15 protein-coding genes are annotated in these 16,809 nt (G+C 74.6%); 7 read left to right on the forward strand and 8 right to left on the reverse strand.

All coding sequences use genetic code 11. From position 1 onward, the window contains the following. Positions 1-323: 323 nt before the first annotated feature. The 3 genes from GA0070216_RS06665 to GA0070216_RS36030 all read right to left on the reverse strand — a co-directional run bounded on the left by GA0070216_RS06665 (position 324) and on the right by GA0070216_RS36030 (position 3,674). A complete protein-coding gene (locus tag GA0070216_RS06665) occupies positions 324-953 on the reverse strand; it encodes an MBL fold metallo-hydrolase (protein ID WP_091240506.1) in 630 nt (209 codons plus the stop codon). Further along, positions 950-2,038: an S-(hydroxymethyl)mycothiol dehydrogenase gene (locus GA0070216_RS06670; protein ID WP_091240509.1), complete on the reverse strand. Its 1,089-nt coding sequence runs from the start codon at positions 2,036-2,038 to the stop codon at positions 950-952. The genes GA0070216_RS06665 and GA0070216_RS06670 overlap by 4 nt, the downstream gene beginning before the upstream one ends. Before the next feature lie 67 nt (positions 2,039-2,105). After that, positions 2,106-3,674 carry an MFS transporter gene (locus GA0070216_RS36030; RefSeq protein WP_281190400.1) on the reverse strand — a complete coding sequence of 523 codons (1,569 nt, stop codon included), beginning with the start codon at positions 3,672-3,674 and terminating at the stop codon, positions 2,106-2,108. Positions 3,675-3,745: 71 nt separating this feature from the next. On the opposite strand from GA0070216_RS36030, the gene GA0070216_RS06680 reads away from it, so the two are divergent. Next, entirely contained in the window at positions 3,746-5,194 is a 1,449-nt protein-coding gene (locus tag GA0070216_RS06680; protein ID WP_091240511.1) for a cryptochrome/photolyase family protein, read from the forward strand. 30 nt (positions 5,195-5,224) lie between these two features. Here the strand turns inward: GA0070216_RS06680 and GA0070216_RS06685 are convergent, their stop codons facing one another. After that, on the reverse strand, positions 5,225-6,130 hold the full coding sequence (locus GA0070216_RS06685) for an SDR family NAD(P)-dependent oxidoreductase (RefSeq protein ID WP_091240515.1): 906 nt from the start codon (positions 6,128-6,130) through the stop codon (positions 5,225-5,227). A 57-nt stretch (positions 6,131-6,187) separates the two neighbouring features. Continuing rightward, entirely contained in the window at positions 6,188-7,663 is a 1,476-nt protein-coding gene (locus GA0070216_RS06690) for a flavin-containing monooxygenase (RefSeq protein WP_091240518.1), read from the reverse strand. A gap of 152 nt (positions 7,664-7,815) precedes the next feature. Here GA0070216_RS06690 and GA0070216_RS06695 point away from each other — a divergent pair, with 152 nt between their 5' ends. Both GA0070216_RS06695 and GA0070216_RS06700 read left to right on the forward strand, forming a co-directional pair. Continuing rightward, positions 7,816-8,679, forward strand: a complete 864-nt coding sequence (locus tag GA0070216_RS06695; RefSeq protein WP_091240521.1) for a pentapeptide repeat-containing protein — start codon at positions 7,816-7,818, stop codon at positions 8,677-8,679. 90 nt (positions 8,680-8,769) lie between these two features. Next, positions 8,770-9,021 (forward strand): hypothetical protein, encoded by a 252-nt coding sequence (locus tag GA0070216_RS06700; RefSeq protein WP_091240525.1) that lies wholly within the window; start codon positions 8,770-8,772, stop codon positions 9,019-9,021. A gap of 170 nt (positions 9,022-9,191) precedes the next feature. Here GA0070216_RS06700 and rnhA read toward each other — a convergent pair whose 3' ends face one another. Beyond that, positions 9,192-9,668 (reverse strand): ribonuclease HI, encoded by a 477-nt coding sequence (gene rnhA, locus GA0070216_RS06705; RefSeq protein WP_091240528.1) that lies wholly within the window; start codon positions 9,666-9,668, stop codon positions 9,192-9,194. Between the two features lie 198 nt (positions 9,669-9,866). On the opposite strand from rnhA, the gene GA0070216_RS06710 reads away from it, so the two are divergent. After that, on the forward strand, positions 9,867-10,973 hold the full coding sequence (locus tag GA0070216_RS06710; RefSeq protein ID WP_091241029.1) for a serine hydrolase domain-containing protein: 1,107 nt from the start codon (positions 9,867-9,869) through the stop codon (positions 10,971-10,973). Between the two features lie 18 nt (positions 10,974-10,991). On the opposite strand, the gene GA0070216_RS06715 is transcribed toward GA0070216_RS06710, so the two are convergent. After that, the gene (locus GA0070216_RS06715; RefSeq protein ID WP_091240531.1) at positions 10,992-12,179 is read right to left on the reverse strand and encodes a lycopene cyclase family protein; all 1,188 of its coding nucleotides are present in this window, start codon (positions 12,177-12,179) and stop codon (positions 10,992-10,994) included. A gap of 146 nt (positions 12,180-12,325) precedes the next feature. On the opposite strand from GA0070216_RS06715, the gene GA0070216_RS36035 reads away from it, so the two are divergent. Continuing rightward, positions 12,326-13,423, forward strand: a complete 1,098-nt coding sequence (locus GA0070216_RS36035; RefSeq protein WP_091240534.1) for a serpin family protein — start codon at positions 12,326-12,328, stop codon at positions 13,421-13,423. Positions 13,424-13,508: 85 nt separating this feature from the next. Beyond that, positions 13,509-14,579 carry a Gfo/Idh/MocA family oxidoreductase gene (locus GA0070216_RS06725; RefSeq protein ID WP_091240538.1) on the forward strand — a complete coding sequence of 357 codons (1,071 nt, stop codon included), beginning with the start codon at positions 13,509-13,511 and terminating at the stop codon, positions 14,577-14,579. On the opposite strand, the gene GA0070216_RS06730 is transcribed toward GA0070216_RS06725, so the two are convergent. Further along, positions 14,562-15,824 (reverse strand): MFS transporter, encoded by a 1,263-nt coding sequence (locus GA0070216_RS06730; RefSeq protein WP_091241032.1) that lies wholly within the window; start codon positions 15,822-15,824, stop codon positions 14,562-14,564. The genes GA0070216_RS06725 and GA0070216_RS06730 overlap by 18 nt on opposite strands. 111 nt (positions 15,825-15,935) lie before the next feature. On the opposite strand from GA0070216_RS06730, the gene GA0070216_RS06735 reads away from it, so the two are divergent. After that, positions 15,936-16,793: a class I SAM-dependent methyltransferase gene (locus GA0070216_RS06735; RefSeq protein WP_091240541.1), complete on the forward strand. Its 858-nt coding sequence runs from the start codon at positions 15,936-15,938 to the stop codon at positions 16,791-16,793. The last annotated feature ends 16 nt before the right edge of the window (positions 16,794-16,809 follow it).

Consider the following 16,809-nt stretch of genomic DNA (forward strand, 5'->3'; position numbering starts at 1 on the left):
CGTGGCGACGCGCTCCGGGGTGAGCGGGCCTCGGGGGAACTTCCCCGCCGGCCGCAGGTGTGCCGACCGGCGTACGGGGGACACAACCAGCCGGGAGTGTCGGTCATTCCGGAAATGCCAGGCGGAGGGTCGACTGCGGTCCGAGCCACTCGACAGACCAGACACCCGACCTCTGACGGGACATCCCGCCGCCGCGCACGCAAAATCGCCGAAATAGCGGCATCCCGGCGATCGGATACCGCTATTTCGGCGAAAGTGCGACGCAGCGCGCGGAAGGCGTCCAGCGGTGGGCCGGGCGGTACGCGCCGCCCGGCCGGTGCCGGTCAGTGGCCGCGGGTCAGCCACTCCTGGAGGTGGGGGGCCTCCGCGCCGATGGTGGTGTCGTCGCCGTGCCCGGTGTGCACCACGGTGTCCGCCGGCAGGGTGAGCAGGCGGGTCCGGATCGACTCCACGATCGTGGCGAAGTCGCTGTACGACCGGCCGGTCGCCCCCGGACCACCGGCGAAGAGGGTGTCACCGGTGAACACCGCGCCGAGCGACGGGGCGTGGAAACTGCACGCGCCGGGGCTGTGGCCGGGGGTGTGCAGGACCCGCAGGACGGTGTCGCCGACGGTGATCTCCTGCCCGTCGGACAGTTCCCCGTCCGGGGCCAGGCCGGGGTGCACCAGATCCCACAGCACCCGGTCGTCGGGGTGCAGCAGGATCGGCGCGCCGGTGACCTTCGCCAGTTCCGGGGCGACCCGGACGTGGTCGTCGTGGGCGTGGGTGGCGAGGATCGCCACCACCCGACGGTCGCCGACGGCCTGACGGATCGCGGCGACGTCGTGCGGGGCGTCGAACACCACACACTCCGTGTCGTCACCGACGACCCAGACGTTGTTGTCGACGTCGAAGATCTGCCCGTCGAGGGAGAACGTGCCGGAGGTGACGGCGTGGTCGACCCGGGCGGTCACGGGAACACCACCACCGAACGCAGCACGTCACCGTCGTGCATCCGGCGGAACGCCTCCTCCACCTGGTCCAGGGCGATCTCCTCGGTGACGAAGGCGTCCAGGTCGAGCCGGCCCTGCAGATAGAGCTGGGTGAGCAGCGGGAAGTCCCGGCTGGGCAGGCAGTCGCCGTACCAACTGGACTTGAGCGCGCCACCGCGGCCGAAGACGTCCAGCAGCGGCAGGTCCACGGTCATCTCCGGGGTGGGCACCCCGACCAGCACGACGGTGCCGGCGAGGTCCCGGGCGTAGAACGCCTGCTTCCAGGTCTCCGGCCGGCCCACCGCGTCGATCACCACGTCCGCGCCGAAGCCGCCGGTGGCGGCCCGGATCGCCTCGACGGCGTCCTCGGCGGAGGCGTCGACGGTGTGGGTGGCGCCGAACTTCCGCGCCCAGTCGAGCTTGCGGCCGTCGGTGTCCACCGCGATGATCGTGGTCGCGCCGGCCAGGACGGCACCGGCGACCGCCGCGTCGCCGACCCCACCACAGCCGATGACGGCCACCGAGTCACCCCGGGTGACCTGTCCGGTGTTCATGGCCGCGCCGAGCCCCGCCATCACGCCGCAGCCGAGCAGCCCGACGGCGGCGGGCCGGGCCGCCGGGTCGACCTTGGTGCACTGGCCGGCGTGGACCAGCGTCTTCTCCGCGAAGGAACCGATGCCCAGGGCCGGGGTCAGCTCGGTGCCGTCGGTGAGGGTCATCTTCTGGGCGGCGTTGTGGGTGTTGAAGCAGTACCACGGCCGGCCACGGCGGCAGGCCCGGCACTCACCGCACACCGCCCGCCAGTTGAGCACCACGAAGTCGCCGGGGGCGACATCGGTGACCCCGGCGCCCACCTGCTCCACCACCCCGGCCGCCTCGTGGCCGAGCAGGAACGGGTAGTCGTCGTTGATGCCGCCCTCGCGGTAGTGCAGGTCGGTGTGGCAGACCCCGCAGGACTGCACCCGCACCACCGCCTCGCCGGGCCCCGGGTCGGGCACCACGATGGTGGTGACCTCGACCGGAGCGCCCTTGCTCCGTGAAATGACGCCCCGGACTTCCTGGCTCACGCTGTGTCCTCCCTGCTTGCCGGCACGACGGCCGGGTGGGTCCCGCTCACCGCCGAACCTACCGCGATCATGCCGCCCGCCCCATCGGTCCGCCGGACTCACCGCCCGCCGGCCGGTCACCCCCACCGTCGGGCCGGTCCCCCGGGGGTACGCGCGCCGCGTCGTCCGGTTCCACCGTCCGGGCCGCCGCGGAGCCGGTGTGCCGGCGGCGGGCGGCGTTGCGGTACCGCAGCACCTGGACCGCGCCCAGCGCCCAGAGCAGGTACTGCACGGCGAACGCCCAGCGGAACGCGTCCAGCGGCGGGGCGCCCGCGCCCGCCGGGGTGGTCAGGTCGAGCACCACCCCGATCGCCAGCACCAGCACGATCGAGGCGACGAACCCGCCCACGTTGACGATGCCGGTGGCGCTGCCGATGCGGTGCACCGGGTTGAACGTCCGGGCGTAGTCGAAACCGATCACCGCGCCGGGGCCGTTGAGGGCCAACACGAGCACCAGGATCACCAACAGCCAGAACGGTGCCCGGCCGGGCCAGGCCAGCACCACCGCCCACACCCCGGCGCTGGCCCCGGTGACCGCGAAGATCAGCACCGACCGGTGGAACGGGTGCCGGGCGCACAGGTAGGCGACCAACGGCCCGGCGACCAGCGCCCCGACGGTCATCAGGGTGAGCAGGGACGCCGCGACGGTCGGCGGCAGACCCTGCCCCTGCACCAGGAACGGGTAGCCCCACAGCAGCGCGAAGACCGCACCGGAGAACTGGGCGACGAAGTGCGACCACAGCCCCAGCCGGGTGCCCGGCTGGGCCCAGGCGGCGGCCAGCTCCCGTCGTACGGTGGACAGGGACAGGGCGGGGGTGGCGACGACGCCCGGCCCGACGTCCGGGCCGTCCCGGACGACCACCAGCACCAGCACCACCGCCGTCGCCCCGAGCCCGGCGGCCACCAGGAACGCCGGGGTCCAGCCGGCGAGGTGCAGCAGCGCCACCAGCGGCACCGCGGCGAGGATCGCGCCGACCTGGCCGAAGGTGCCGGTGAGCTGCACCAGCAGTGGGTTGCGTCGGCCCGGGAACCAGAACGCGACGATCCGCAGCACGCTGATGAAGGTCATCGCGTCCCCGAGGCCCACCAGCACCCGGGCGGCGACGGCCAACCGGACGTCGGTGGCGACGGCGAAGCAGAGCTGGCCGGCGACCATCAGCGCACCACCGGCCAGCAGCAGCCGACGCGAGCCGTACCGGTCCAGGAGCACCCCGACCGGGATCTGCATGGCGGCGTACACGGCGAGCTGGGCCACCGAGAACACCGCCAGGGCGGAGGCGTTGATGTCGAACCGGTGCGTGGCGTCCACCCCGGTCACCCCGAGGGAGCTGCGGTGGAACACCGCCGCCAGGTAGGCGGTGACGGCCACCGCCCAGACCGCGGTGGCCCGACGGCCGGCGGGGGCGGCGGCGACGCTCACCGCCGCGCCGACCCGGTGCCCAGCACGCCGTACCCGACCGGCCGCCGGTCGGCCCGCGCGGCGGGCACCCGTGCCGGCGTACGGCGTGTCGTCATACCGCCATGGTGCGTCGCCCGGGTCCCGGTTGCCGGCGGCGGGTGGACCGCCGGTGGTCCGCGCCACTATCGACCGGCGCACCACCGGAGGGGGTCACCCCACCGATCGACCCCGCCACGCGGGGTGATCAGATGACTGGGCACAATCGACGCATGTCTCCCCGCCGGTGGTTGCTCGCCGATCAACTCGGGCCGCACTTCCTGGACGACGACCACCAACCGGTGCTGCTGGTCGAGGTCAGCGAGCTGTTCCGGCGTCGGCGGCTGCACCGGCAGAAGGCGCACCTCGTCCTCAGCGCCCTGCGACACCGCGCCGCCGAACTGGGCGACCGGGCGCTGCTGCTGCGTGCCGGGACGTTCCGGGAGGCCCTGGCGTCGATAGACGGTCCGGTCGAGGTCTGCCACCCGAGCACCCGGGCCACCCGCGACTTCGTCAGGTCCGTCCCGGGGCTGACCGTGTTGCCGCCCCGCGGCTTCATCACCGACCGGGCCGACTTCGCCGACTGGGCGGACCGGCCCCGGCGGGGGCCGCTGCGGATGGTCGACTTCTACCGGTACGCCAAGCGCCGCCACGGGGTGCTCACCGGCCCGGGACCGACCGGCCGCGCAGGTGCCGCCCCCACCGGGCGCACCCTGGACGTACCGGCCCCACCGCCGATCGTCGAGGACGACATCGACGCCGAGGTCCGGGCCGACCTGGACCGGTGGGAACGCGACGGCGTGCGGTTCGTCGGCCGGGACGCCCCCCGCGCGCACCCGGCCAGCCACACCGAGGCCGAGGAGCGACTCGACCACTTCCTGCGGCACCGGCTGCCCGAGTTCGGCCGCTACGGCGACGTGATCAGCGCCGAGGACCCGGTGCTGGCCCACGGGATGCTCTCCGCCTCGTTCAACCTCGGGTTGCTCGACCCGGCGGTGGCCGTGTCCCGGGCGGAGGCGGCCTGGCGGGCCGGTGACGCCCCACAGGACTCGGTGGAGGCGTTCATCCGGGGCATCCTCGGCTGGCGCGAGTTCCTCTGGCAGCTCTACTGGTATGTCGAGCCGCCCTACCGGGGCACCGGTTGGCTGGCCGCGACCGAACCACTGCCACAGTGGTTCCTGGACCTCGACGCCGACGCGGTGGAGGCCCGCTGCCTCGCCGACGTGCTCGCCGGGGTGCGCGACCGGGCGTGGGCGCACCACGCCCAACGGCTGCTGGTGCTCGGCAACCACGCGTTGCAGCGCGGCTGGCGTCCGACGGAACTGGTCGACTGGTTCCAGCGCAGCTTCGTCGACGGCGTCGAGTGGGTGATGAACACCACCGTGATCGGGATGAGCCAGTACGCCGACCTGGCCCGGGTGGACACCCGCCCGTACGCCGTGGACGGGCGGTACATCGACGAGATCAGCGACTACTGCACCGGCTGCCGCTACCAGCCGGACCGGGAACTCGGCGATCTCGCCTGCCCGTACACCGGGGGGTTCGCGGCGTTTCTGCACCGCAACCGGGCGAAGCTGGTCGCCGACCCCCGGCTGGCCGCGGAGCTGGCCGCCCGGGACGACCCGCAGCACCGGGAGGCGGTGCTGGCGCAGGAGGAGAAGCGGGGCAGCAACCCGCCCTGACCGACGGTGCCGTGCCGGGGCGGGGGTCCCTCACGCGACCTCGCCGGCGGGCAGGTCGGTCGGGACCGGGGCCGCCGACCGGGGAGACAGGGCGGACCGTCCGCTCGGACCACCGACGAGGCGGACACCGGCGGCGAGCAACCGGCCGTACGAGCCGGGCACGACCCGACCCAGCAGGTCGGGCAGCTTCGCCGACCAGCCGATCAGCACCCGGCCGCGACGGCGTTCGACCCCGCGCAGGATCACCTCGGCGGCCCGTTCGGGCGCGATGGACAGCAGCTTCTCGAACTGCCGCAGCGTGGTCTCGAACTCCTCGCGGGCCACCCCGCTGCCGACCCGGGTGTTGCGGGCGATCCGGGTGGCGATACCGCCGGGATGCACCGACGTCACCCCGATGCCGTCCTCGACCAACTCGTGCCGCAACGCCTCGGTGAAGCCCCGCAGGGCGAACTTGCTGGCCGAGTAGGCGGTCTGTCCGGCCGGGGCGATCAGGCCGAACAGGCTGGAGACGTTGACCACGTGCGCGCCGGGCTCGGCCTTCAACGCCGGCAGCAGGGCATGGGTGAGCTGCACCGGCGCCCGGAAGTTGATGTCCACGACCCAGTGGAACTCGTCCATGGTGACCTGGTCGAACCGGCCACCGAGGGCCACCCCGGCGTTGTTGACCAGCAACCGGATCCGGGGATGCCGGGCCTGGATCTCCTCGGCCACCCGGGCGGTGGTGCACAGGTCGGCCAGGTCGACCAGGTGGGTGTCGACTCGGCGGGGGTGGACGGCACGGATCGCGGCGGCGACCGCGTCGAGCCGGTCGGCGTCCCGGTCGAGCAGGACCAGATCGCTGCCGCGCCGGGCCAGCCCGTGGGCGAGCGCCTCGCCGATTCCGCTGGCGGCACCGGTGACCACGGCGGTCCCGGCCGGGAAAACGAAGCTACGCACGTGGCCTCCTTGCTGCGGTACAGGGACGCATTGCAGTGTGGTGGACGATGGGCCGGCTCAGCCGACCGGGGTGTCGGCGGTCGCCCGGGAGAACCGCACCCCCTCGTCGTCGAGCCGGCCGTGTTTCATCAGCAGCACGTCGCGGACGTAGTTCTGGTGGAGCCGCCACGGTGCCCGGGAACCCTGCTTGGGCAGCCCGTCCACACTGCGCAGCACGTACCCGGAACGCAGGTCGATGATCGGCGACAACGCGTCGTCGGTGGGCGCGACGGGGGTGACGACCTGCTGACCGGTGGCGTCCAGATGACGCAGCAACCGGCACACGTAGCCGGCGACCAGGTCGGCCTTCAACGTCCAGGAGGCGTTGGTGTAGCCGATGGTCAGCGCGAAGTTCGGCACCCCGGACAACATCATGCCCTTGTACGCCACCGTCGCGCCGAGGTCGACGTCGACACCGTCCACGGTGAGCGTCATCCCCCCGAGGGCGAGCAGTTGCAGGCCGGTGGCGGTCACCACGATGTCGGCGGACAGTTCGACGCCGGAGCCGAGCCGGATGCCACCGGGGGTGAACGTGTCGACGGTGTCGGTGACCACCGAGGCGCGGCCGGCCGCCAGGGCCGCGAACAGATCCCCGTCGGGCGCCACACAGAGCCGCTGGTCCCAGGGGTCGTAGCGGGGCGAGAAGTGCCGGTCCACGTCGTAGCCGGCCGGCAGCCGTCCCTTGGCCGCCCGCAGCAGGAACGACCGCACCACCTTCGGCGCGCGCCGGCTGAGCTGGTAGTTGACGGTGCCGAGCAGCACGTTCTTGCCACGCACCACCGGGTACGCCAGCCGGGCCGGCAGCCGGCGGCGTAACAGGTCGGCCAGCCGGTCCCGGGCCGGCAACGCGAGCACGTACGTGGGGGAACGCTGAAGCATGGTGACGTGCCCGGCCCGCCGCGCCAACGCCGGCACCAGGGTCACCGCCGTGGCGCCGCTGCCGATCACCACCACCCGACGGCCGGCGTGGTCGAGGTCCCCGGGCCACTGCTGCGGGTGCACCAACCGGCCCGCGTACCGCCCGACACCGGGGAAGTCCGGCGTGTAGCCGGCGTCGTACCGGTAGTAACCGGTGCAGGTGAAGAGGAAATCGCAGGTCAGGACCACCTCTTCGGCGGTGTCGTCCCGTCGGGCGTGGACCGTCCACCGGGCGGTGGTGCTGTCCCACCCGGCGCGCAGCACCCGGTGGCGGAACCGGATGTGCTCGTCGACGCCGTACCGCCGGGCGGTCTCGCGCACGTAACGCCGGATGGCGTCGCCGTCGGCGATGGCCTTCGGGTCGGTCCACGGCTGGAACGAGTAGCCGAGGGTGAACATGTCCGAGTCGGAACGGATACCCGGGTAGCGGAACAGGTCCCAGGTGCCGCCGATCGCGTCACGCGCCTCGAACACCGCGTACGTCTTGTCGGGGCAGTCGCGCCGCAGGTGACAGGCGGCACCGACACCGGACAACCCCGCACCGACGATGAGCACGTCGACATGCTCGGTGGCCATCGCATCTCCCGGATTCCGAGGCGGTGACCGGACGATATCCCACCCCGTCGTCGGCGGGGTGCCGCGCGGCGGACAATGGTCGGGGCCGGGCCGGGCGGATTTCCGGCGTCCCCCCGGCCGGCACGACCGTCAAGGCAGGGAGAACGGGCAGCATGTCGGAAACCACCGGGCTGCGGGCCGACTGCGCCCGTTGCGTCGGGCTGTGCTGCGTCGCCCCGGCCTTCGCCGCCTCCGCCGATTTCGCCCAGGACAAGCCCGCCGGCCGGCCCTGCCCCCAGCTGCGCGCCGACTCCCGGTGCGGCATCCACGACGAGCTGCGGGAACGCGGCTATCCCGGCTGCGTCGTGTTCGACTGTTTCGGTGCCGGCCAGCGGGTCAGCCAGGTCACCTACCCGGGGCGGGACTGGCGCGACGACCCGGCCACCGCCGCCGGCATGTTCGCCGCGTTCGCCGTCGCGCGGCCCCTGCACGAACTGCTCTGGTACCTCACCGAAGCGCTGACGCTCACCCCCGGCGGCCCGCTGCGCGACCAGCTGCGCGCCGCCCGGGACGCCACCGACGCCCTGACCGCCGGCACCCCCGAGGAGCTGACCTCGGTCGACGTGGACGCCCACCGGAGCCGGGTGAACCCGCTGCTCTCGGCCGCCAGCGAGGCCGCCCGCGCCGGCACCGGCGGGGCCGACCGGCGGGGCGCGATGCTGCTCGGGGCGAACCTGCGCGGCACGAACCTGGTCGGGGCGAACCTGCGCGGCGCGTGCCTGGTCGGCGCGGACCTGCGCGGCGCGGACCTGCGCCGGGCCGACGTCACCGGCGTGGACCTGCGCGGGGCGGATCTGCGCGGGGCGAACCTGTCCAGCACCCTGTTCCTGCACCAGTCCCAGCTCGAGGCGGCCCGGGGCGACCGGCACACCGCCCTGCCCGCCCGGCTGCGCCACCCCGGGCACTGGACCGGACTGACCATCACCCCGACCCGCCGCCCCGGCACCGCCGGCCGTGGGCGCCTTCCCCGCCGCTGACGCCCCGGCAGGTGGTGACCCGGGTGCGCCACAGCCCGCGCCGAGGCACGGCGGGGTTTGCCGGGCGGCGTGGCGGGCAGGTAGGACGGCATGACGGAGGAACGACGCACCGACCGGGCCGACACCGACGAGCCGGACGGCGTACCGGCGTACGAGGCGTCGCTGCGCCCGCCGGGCGAGTCGCTGGGCGGCGGCGGGGACACCGGCGACGACTTCGCCGACCTGCCGGCCGAGGAGCACCTGTCCGCCCGGGAGACCAGCCGCGCCGGCTACGACGTGGACGCGGTCTCCGGCGCGGGCGACCCCGCCGAGGAGGAAGCCGCCCACCCGCCCACCGAGTAGTCCGGGCCCATCCCCACCACCCCGCCGAGGGCGTCCCCCGGGCACCGGCACCGGTGGGGCGACGACGCAGGGTTCCCGGCCGGCGCCGGTGGGCGACGACGAGCGGGTTCCCAGGCCTGCGGGCGGCGGCGACGCCGCTGCCCCGACCGGGCGGTGACGCCGGCCCGCGCTCAGCGGGGAGTACCCACCGCCGAGCGCGCCTCGGTCATGCCCCGGTTGGCCAGTGCGTCGGCGCGCTCGTTCTCCGGATGGCCGTTGTGCCCCTTCACCCAGTGCCAGCTCACCTCGTGCCGGGTGCAGGCCGCCTCCAGCCGCTGCCACAGGTCGGCGTTCTTCACCGGCTGCTTCGCGGCGGTCCGCCAGCCGTTGCGCTTCCACGACGCCAACCAACTGGTGATGCCGTTACGGACGTACGTGCTGTCGGTGTGCAGCCGCACGACGGCCGGGCGGGTCAGCGTCTCCAACGCCTCGATCGCGGCGGTCAGCTCCATCCGGTTGTTGGTGGTCGGGGCGGCCTCGCCACCGCACAGCTCCCGCTCGTGCCCGCCGTAGCGCAGCAACACACCCCAGCCGCCCGGCCCGGGGTTGCCGCTGCACGCGCCGTCGGTCCAGATCTCCACGACCCTGCCGGCCGCCTCGTCCACCATGCGCCGAACCTACCGGTACCGATGCACACCGGACACCCGGCACCCGCCACCACGCCGATGCTCACGGCCCGGCACCGGCCGGCACCAGGCCGGACCAACGAGCCGGCAGCGACCGGCCGGCACCGGCGCCCCGGCACCACGGGCCCGCGCCGAAAACCGGCGGCGGAGCCGGCACCGGTTCTGGCAGAGTCGGCGACCATGACCGACGGCACGGACGGCCTGCGGGCCCGGGTACGCAGGACCATCGGCGACCTGGTCGACTCGGGGCGGGAGGCGGGCGTGCAGGTAGCGGCCTACCGGCACGGCCGGCTGATCATCGACGAGACCGCCGGCACCGCCGACAGCACCACCGGACGGCCGTTGACCGCCGGCACCCCGATCTTCAGCGTCTCCACCGGCAAGGGCCTGACCAGCACCGTGGTGCACGTCCTCGCCGAAGCAGGCCGGCTCGACTACGACCTGCGCATCGCCGACGTCTGGCCGGAGTTCGGCCGGCACGGCAAGCACACCGTCACGCTGCGGCACGTGCTCACCCACACCGCCGGGGTGCCGGACCTGCCCGCCGACACCACCCCGGCCGACTTCACCGACTGGGACGCGATGTGCGCCCTGATCGCCGACGCGGTGCCCCGCTGGGCGCCCGGCGAACGGATCGCCTACCACGCGTGGACGTACGGCTGGCTGGTCGGCGAGGTGGTCCGCCGGGTCACCGGCCGACGGATCTCCACCGTGCTGGCCGAGGACGTGGCCGCCCCGCTGGGCGTACCCGAGGAACTGTTCTTCGGCGTGCCCGAGGCGGACCTGCCCCGGCTGGCGACGCTGGAGGACCACGGCCTCGCCGACCTGATGGCGTTCGCCTCCGCACACCTGCCGCACTTCGACGCCGTCGCCCCACCGGCCGTACGCCCCGACGCCGCCATCGGCAGCCGACCCGACGTGCTACGCGCCGACGTGCCCGCCGTGGGCACCCTCACCGCCCGCGCCGCCGCCCGGCTGTACGCCGCGCTCATCGGCGACGTCGACGGGGTACGCCTGATCTCCGCCGACCGGCTGCGCCAGGTCAGCGCGGTGGCCGTCCGGGGCGTCGAGTGGGTGTTCGGGCAGGAGACGGCGTTCGGCCTCGGCTACGCCGTCGACGACGACGGGTCGTTCGGCACCGCCGGCAGCGGCGGCAGCCTCGCCTACGCGTACCCGGAGCTGGGTCTGACGGTGGCAGCGACCCGCAACCGGCTCGGCGCGAACGACGGCGACCCGATGGAGGGCCTGCGGACGCTGATCCGCGACATGGTCCGCGCCACCGGCTGACCGGCGCGGCACCCCTGCTCAGCGCCGGATCAACCGGGCCCGGAGCCGACCGGCGGCGTCACCGGCCACCGCCGAGGTCATCGGCAGCAGCGGACTCGACCGCATCAGCGCCAGATCCTCCGCCGGGCTCGTCGCCCCGTCGAGGAAACGCAGCACCCGCGACGCCGGGTTCCGGTCGAACAGCCGGTCGAAGAACTCCGGACCACCGACCGCGCCGGAGTTCCACGCCCGCAACGCCACCGCGTCCATCCACCGGTGCCGCCCCGGGTACGCCGGCCGGGGCACCGGCGGCCGACCCGCCGCCACCGCAGCCGCGACCTGCCCGGCCTGCCGGTGCATCGCCGAGAAGGTGAACCCGGTCGACGGGCGGGTCGCCCCACCGGCGGTGCCCAGCCGCACCACCCGGGGCGACGGTCGGCGGTCGAACGGCGCGTCCGTCATCGGGATCACCCCGTCCTCGACCTCCCGCACCGTCAACGCCGCCAGGTCCAGACCCAACAGCCCGGCGTAACCCTGCAGCCCCGCGTCGTACCCCGCGTCGGAGAGCAGCGCCGGGGAGAACTCGGTGTACTCGACCAACGCGTACCGGTCACTGACCGGCAGCACGTAGCCGAACGACACACCCCGGTCCGGCTGCGGGGTGCGGAAGTCCATCAGCACCGCCCGCCCCGGATCGAACACCGGCGTCGACGACTCCAACCACCAGCCCCGGAAGTGCTGCAACCACGCCGTCCGGCCGGGCCGGCGCGGTGGACGGGGACGCGAGTCGAGCACCCAGCCGGCCCGCAGCACCGCCCGCCCGTCGGTGTCGCGCACCGTCACCGACGCACCGTCGTCGTCGAGCGCCCCCACCGCCACGTCGTACCGGGTCGCACCGAGCCGCAGCTCCGCCTCGGCGGCCCGCGCGTACAGCGGCGCGGACCGCAGCATCGCGTACCGCAACGGGGTCAGGTCCAGCACCCGGGCGACGGCCGGGGTGGTCACCTCCACCCGCGACCAGCTGGCGCTGAGCATCGGCTCCAGATCACCACCGGGGGTGCCCCAGAACGCCCAGGTGCGGTCCTGACCGCGCTTGCGCACCGGGTCCACCACGGCGATCCGCAGCCCCGGCAGCCCGTGCCGGGCCAGCGCGGTGAGCACCAACGAACCGGCCCCGCCGCCACCGACGACGGCCAGGTCGACCTCGGCCGGTACCCGCACACCCACCCGGCCACGCTGTCACACCACCGCCGACCGGCGGCAGGGACCCCACCCGCCTCTGCCGGCCCGCCTCCGCCAGCCCGTGCCGCCGGCCGGGCCCCCGGACGTGCACCGTGCCGCCGGGCCGGGTGCTGCGGGTACCGTGCCGCCCCATGAGCCCGTCCGCCAACGACCTCACCGCCCGCTGGGCGTCCCGACTGGACGACCGGCAGACCGTCCTGTCCGGCGCCGGGGTGTACCCGCTGCTCGCCCTGCTCGCCCGGTTCGCGACCGGCCCGGCCCGCGACGAGCTGCACGCCGTCGCCCCCACCCCGGGCACCACCGTCGACTCCCCCACCACCCGGCTGGCAACCGGCTTCTGGTCCCGTGCCGGCCTGCCCCTGGGCCGGCGGTGGCGCACCGAGCTGGACAGCACGACCCGGGGTGAGCTGACCGGCGACCCGACAGTCGACCAGCCACGGCTCGACCGGTGGGCGCGGGAGCACACCGACGGCCTGGTCGACCGGATGCCAGTCCAGGTCGGGCCGGGTACCGCCCTGGTGCTGGCGAACGCGCTGACCGTGCTGGTCGACTGGGCCACCCCGTTCCGGCCCGCCCCCTGCCAGCCGACGACCGGGCCGTGGCAGGGCCGCCCACTGGCCGGACTGCACCGGCCCGGCGGCGACCCGACCGCGCTCCGGGTGGCCGACACCCCCGCCGGCCCGATCAGCCTGCTCACCGTCCCCGGGGACGCCGACGTCGACGTGCTGCTCGCCCTCGGCCCGGCCGGACAGCCGGCCGCCCGGGTGCTCCCGGCCGCACTCGGCGCGCTCGACCACCCCGCGACCCTGCCCACACCGGCCGGACCGGGCGTCACCGAGGACACCGTCGAGGGGTACGACGACCGACCGGAGCTGCTGGTGCGTACCGTCGGATTCACCGTCACCGGCGACCACGACCTGCTCGACCACGCCGACCTGTTCGGCCTGGTCGCCGCCGGACGCGACGGCGACCACTTCCCCGACATCAGCCCGCAGTTGTCGGTGTCCGACGCCCGGCAGAGCGCACGGGCCGAGTTCACCGCCACCGGATTCCGCGCCGCCGCCGTCACCGCCGTCGGCATGCGGGCCGGCTCCGCACCACCCCGCGCCACCGTCCGTCGACGACGCATCCGCCTCGACGTCGACCGCCCGTTCGGTTTCCTCGCCGTGCACCGCCCCACCGGCCTGGTGCTGATCGCCGGCTGGGTGACCGACCCGACGGGGGCCTGAGCCGGGCCGGCCACCGGCGTTCCCCCGGGCGACGCGTAGGTTCGGTGCGACCGGACGACCAGCGCCGACGATCGGGGAAACCAGCATGACGGACAGCACGCGGCAGCCACTGCGGGTCGGGCTGCTCGGCTACGGCGTCGCCGGCCGGGTGTTCCACGCCCCACTGATCGCCGCCACCCCCGGGTTGCGGCTGACCCGCGTCGTCACCGCCGACCCGCAGCGCCGGGAGCAACTGGCCGCCGAGCACCCCGACGCCCGGGTCGTCGACGACGTCGCGGCGCTGTGGGCCGACCCGGACGCCCTCGACCTGGTCGTGGTGGCCACCCCGAACGCCTCCCACGTGTCCCACGCCCGCGCGGCAGTCGCCGCCGGGCTGCCGGTGGTGGTGGACAAGCCGCTCGCCGCCACCGCCGACGACGCCCGTGCGCTGGTCGACGAGGCGCACCACCGGGGCGTCCCCCTGACGGTGTTCCAGAACCGCCGGTGGGACGGCGACTTCCGCACCGTACGACGGCTGGTCGAGGACGGCGCGCTGGGTCGGGTGACCCGCTTCGAGTCCCGCTTCGCACGCTGGCGCCCGCAGATCAGGGCCGGCTGGCGGGAGGGCGGCAGCCCGGCCGACGCCGGTGGCGTCCTCTACGACCTCGGTGCCCACCTCGTCGACCAGGCCGTACAGCTGTTCGGGCCGGTCGGCACCGTCTATGCCGAGGTGGACCGGCGGCGACCGGGAGCCCAGGTCGACGACGACGCGTTCGTGGCGCTCACCCACGTCGGCGGGGTCCGCTCCCACCTGTGGATGAGCGCGGTGACCGCCCAGCTCGGCCCCCGACTGCGGGTCCTCGGTGACCGGGCCGGATACACCTGCCACGGGCTCGACGGACAGGAGGACGCGCTGCGCCTCGGTGGCCGACCCGACACCCCGGGCTGGGGCGAGGTCACCCCCGACCGGTACGGCCTGCTCGGCGCGGGGGACGACCTCCGGCCGGTGCCCACCGAACCGGGCCGCTACCAGGACTTCTACGCCCAGGTCGAGGCGGCGCTGCGCGGCGGCGGGCCGCTGCCGGTGGACCCCCGCGACGCGGTACGCACGGTGGAGCTGATCGCGCTGGCGCACCGCTCGGCCGCCGAACGGACGGTGCTACCCGTCCCCGCCTGACGCGACGGGCTGCCGGGGTGCCGTGCCCGCGTAGGCGGCGGCGACGGCGGACCGGTCGAACACCCGCCAGGTCGCCGCGGACACGGCAACGGCCACCACGAACCCCGCCCAGTAGGGCGCGGTCAGCCCGAACGTGCCGGCCACCACCCCGCCGAGCAGCGCGCCCACGCAGTTGCCGCCGGCCGCGATGAACAGCGTCGTCGCACCGACCCGGCCACGCAGCTCGGACGGGGTCAGCCGCTGCCGCAGCGAGTGGAACACGATCCCCCACAGGGCGCCGTGCACGCCGAACGCGAACAGCGCGAACCCGACCAGCCAGGCGCTGGTCGAGGCGGCCAGCGCCAGGTGCAGCCCCGCCTCGACCAGCAGCCCGACCCGCACCGTCCAGGTCGGGGTGACCCGGGCGATGAGCCGGTCACCGACCACCGCGCCGAGCAGCCCACCGACCGACATGCTGGTGAACAGCAGGCCGTAGCCGACCGAGTCCAGGCCGAGCCGCTGCGTCGCGAGCAGCACCAGCACCGCCATCGCGGCCGTCAGAGTGAGGTTGAGTAGGCCGATCAGCACGGCCATCGCGCGCAGCAACCGCTGGCCGAGCAGGAACCGGAAGCCCGCCCCGATCTCCGCGCGCACCGACCGGGCCACCGACGGGACCGCTTCCCCACCGCCCCGGTACGACCCGACGATCAGCGCGACGAGCACCGCGCTGAGCGCGTACGTGCCGGCGTTGACCAGGAACGGGAGGCTCTCGGCGAGCACGAACAGGAAACCGCCGAGCGGGCCCGCCACCATCCCCTGGGCCAGCGTGGTGCCGCCGCCGAGCCAGCCGTTGGCCCGTTCCAGCCGGGACGTCGGCACCAGCGTGGGGAGCATCGCCTGACTGGCCGACCGGAACACGATCTCGCCGGTGTTCACCACGAACAGCACCGCGTACAGCAGCGGTATGCCGGCCCGCCCGGTCAGCATCGCCACGCCCAGCGACACCAGGGCGGCCACCCGGACCCAGTCGATGACCACCATCAACCGCCGCCGGTCCAGCCGGTCGGCCAGCACCCCACCAGGCAGGGCGAAGAGCAGCCAGGGCAGCCAGGCCGCCCCGGCGGCAGCGGCGACCACCAGCGGGTCGTCGCTACGGGCGGCCGCGTACAGCGGGGCCGCCACCGTGGCCATGCCACTGCCCAGCGCCGACAGCGTGCTCGCCGCCCAGAGCCGGCCGAACCGGGCGTCCAGGCCCTCCCCCGTCACGGTCCGGCAACCTACCAGGCAGCTCGGACACCCGCCGTCGTCCACCAGGTCCGGGCGGCCGGCCGCCGAATTGCCGTTGAGCGGGCCACCGGCATCTGCCACTGTCAGCCGGTGACTGACAACGACGATCCGGGCCCCGGTCGGCCCGGCACCGACTACCGCACCCTCAACCGGGCCAGCTGGGACGACCGGGCCGCCGCCCACGCCGCCTCGCCGGACTACGCCGTGGAGCGTTTCGCCGCGGACCCCGCCCACCTCAGCGAGGTGGTCCGGTTCGACCTGCCCCGCCTCGGTGACGTGGCCGGGTTGCGCGGCGTGCACCTGCAGTGCCACATCGGCACCGACACCGTGTCGCTGCACCGGCTCGGCGCGCGGATGACCGGGCTGGACTTCTCCGGCGCCTCGCTGACCCAGGCCCGGTCGCTGGCCGACCGCACCGGCGCGGCCGTCGACTTCGTCCAGGCCGACGTCTACGACGCGCCCGACGTCCTCGGCGGCGGTTTCGACCTGGTGTACACCGGCATCGGCGCGCTGTGCTGGCTGCCGGACATCCGCCGCTGGGCCGGCGTGGTCGCCGCCCTGCTGCGTCCCGGCGGGCGACTGTTCCTGCGCGAGGGGCACCCGATGCTGTGGGCCCTCGACGAGACCCGCCCGGACGGTCTGCTGGTGGTCGACCAGCCGTACTTCGAGCGCACCGAGCCGGTGGTCTGGACCGAGGGTGGCACCTACGTGAGCACCGAGGCGATCTTCACGCACAACACCACGCACGAGTGGAACCACGGGCTCGGGGAGGTGGTCACCGCCCTGCTCGACGCCGGACTGGAGCTGACCATGCTGCACGAGCACGACAGCGCCCCATGGGACGCGCTGCCGGGGCGGCAGGTCCGCGACGCGCACGGTGAGTGGCGACTGACCGAACGCCCGTGGCGGCTCCCCCAGACCTACACCCTCCAGGCCCGCCGCCGCTGACCTCCCGCCGGGGTCG

Source organism: Micromonospora matsumotoense, assembly GCF_900091525.1.
GTDB classification, from domain to species: Bacteria; Actinomycetota; Actinomycetes; order Mycobacteriales; family Micromonosporaceae; genus Micromonospora; species Micromonospora matsumotoensis.

Excerpts from the sequence above, each read along its gene's own strand:
- rnhA (WP_091240528.1), bottom strand. The coding sequence starts at position 9,668 with ATGGTGGACGAGGCGGCCGGCAGGGTCGTGGAGATCTGGACCGACGGC.
- GA0070216_RS06725 (WP_091240538.1), top strand. The coding sequence starts at position 13,509 with ATGACGGACAGCACGCGGCAGCCACTGCGGGTCGGGCTGCTCGGCTAC.
- GA0070216_RS06700 (WP_091240525.1), top strand. The coding sequence starts at position 8,770 with ATGACGGAGGAACGACGCACCGACCGGGCCGACACCGACGAGCCGGAC.
- GA0070216_RS36035 (WP_091240534.1), top strand. The coding sequence starts at position 12,326 with ATGAGCCCGTCCGCCAACGACCTCACCGCCCGCTGGGCGTCCCGACTG.
- GA0070216_RS06695 (WP_091240521.1), top strand. The coding sequence starts at position 7,816 with ATGTCGGAAACCACCGGGCTGCGGGCCGACTGCGCCCGTTGCGTCGGG.
- GA0070216_RS06690 (WP_091240518.1), bottom strand. The coding sequence starts at position 7,663 with ATGGCCACCGAGCATGTCGACGTGCTCATCGTCGGTGCGGGGTTGTCC.
- GA0070216_RS06680 (WP_091240511.1), top strand. The coding sequence starts at position 3,746 with ATGTCTCCCCGCCGGTGGTTGCTCGCCGATCAACTCGGGCCGCACTTC.
- GA0070216_RS06710 (WP_091241029.1), top strand. The coding sequence starts at position 9,867 with ATGACCGACGGCACGGACGGCCTGCGGGCCCGGGTACGCAGGACCATC.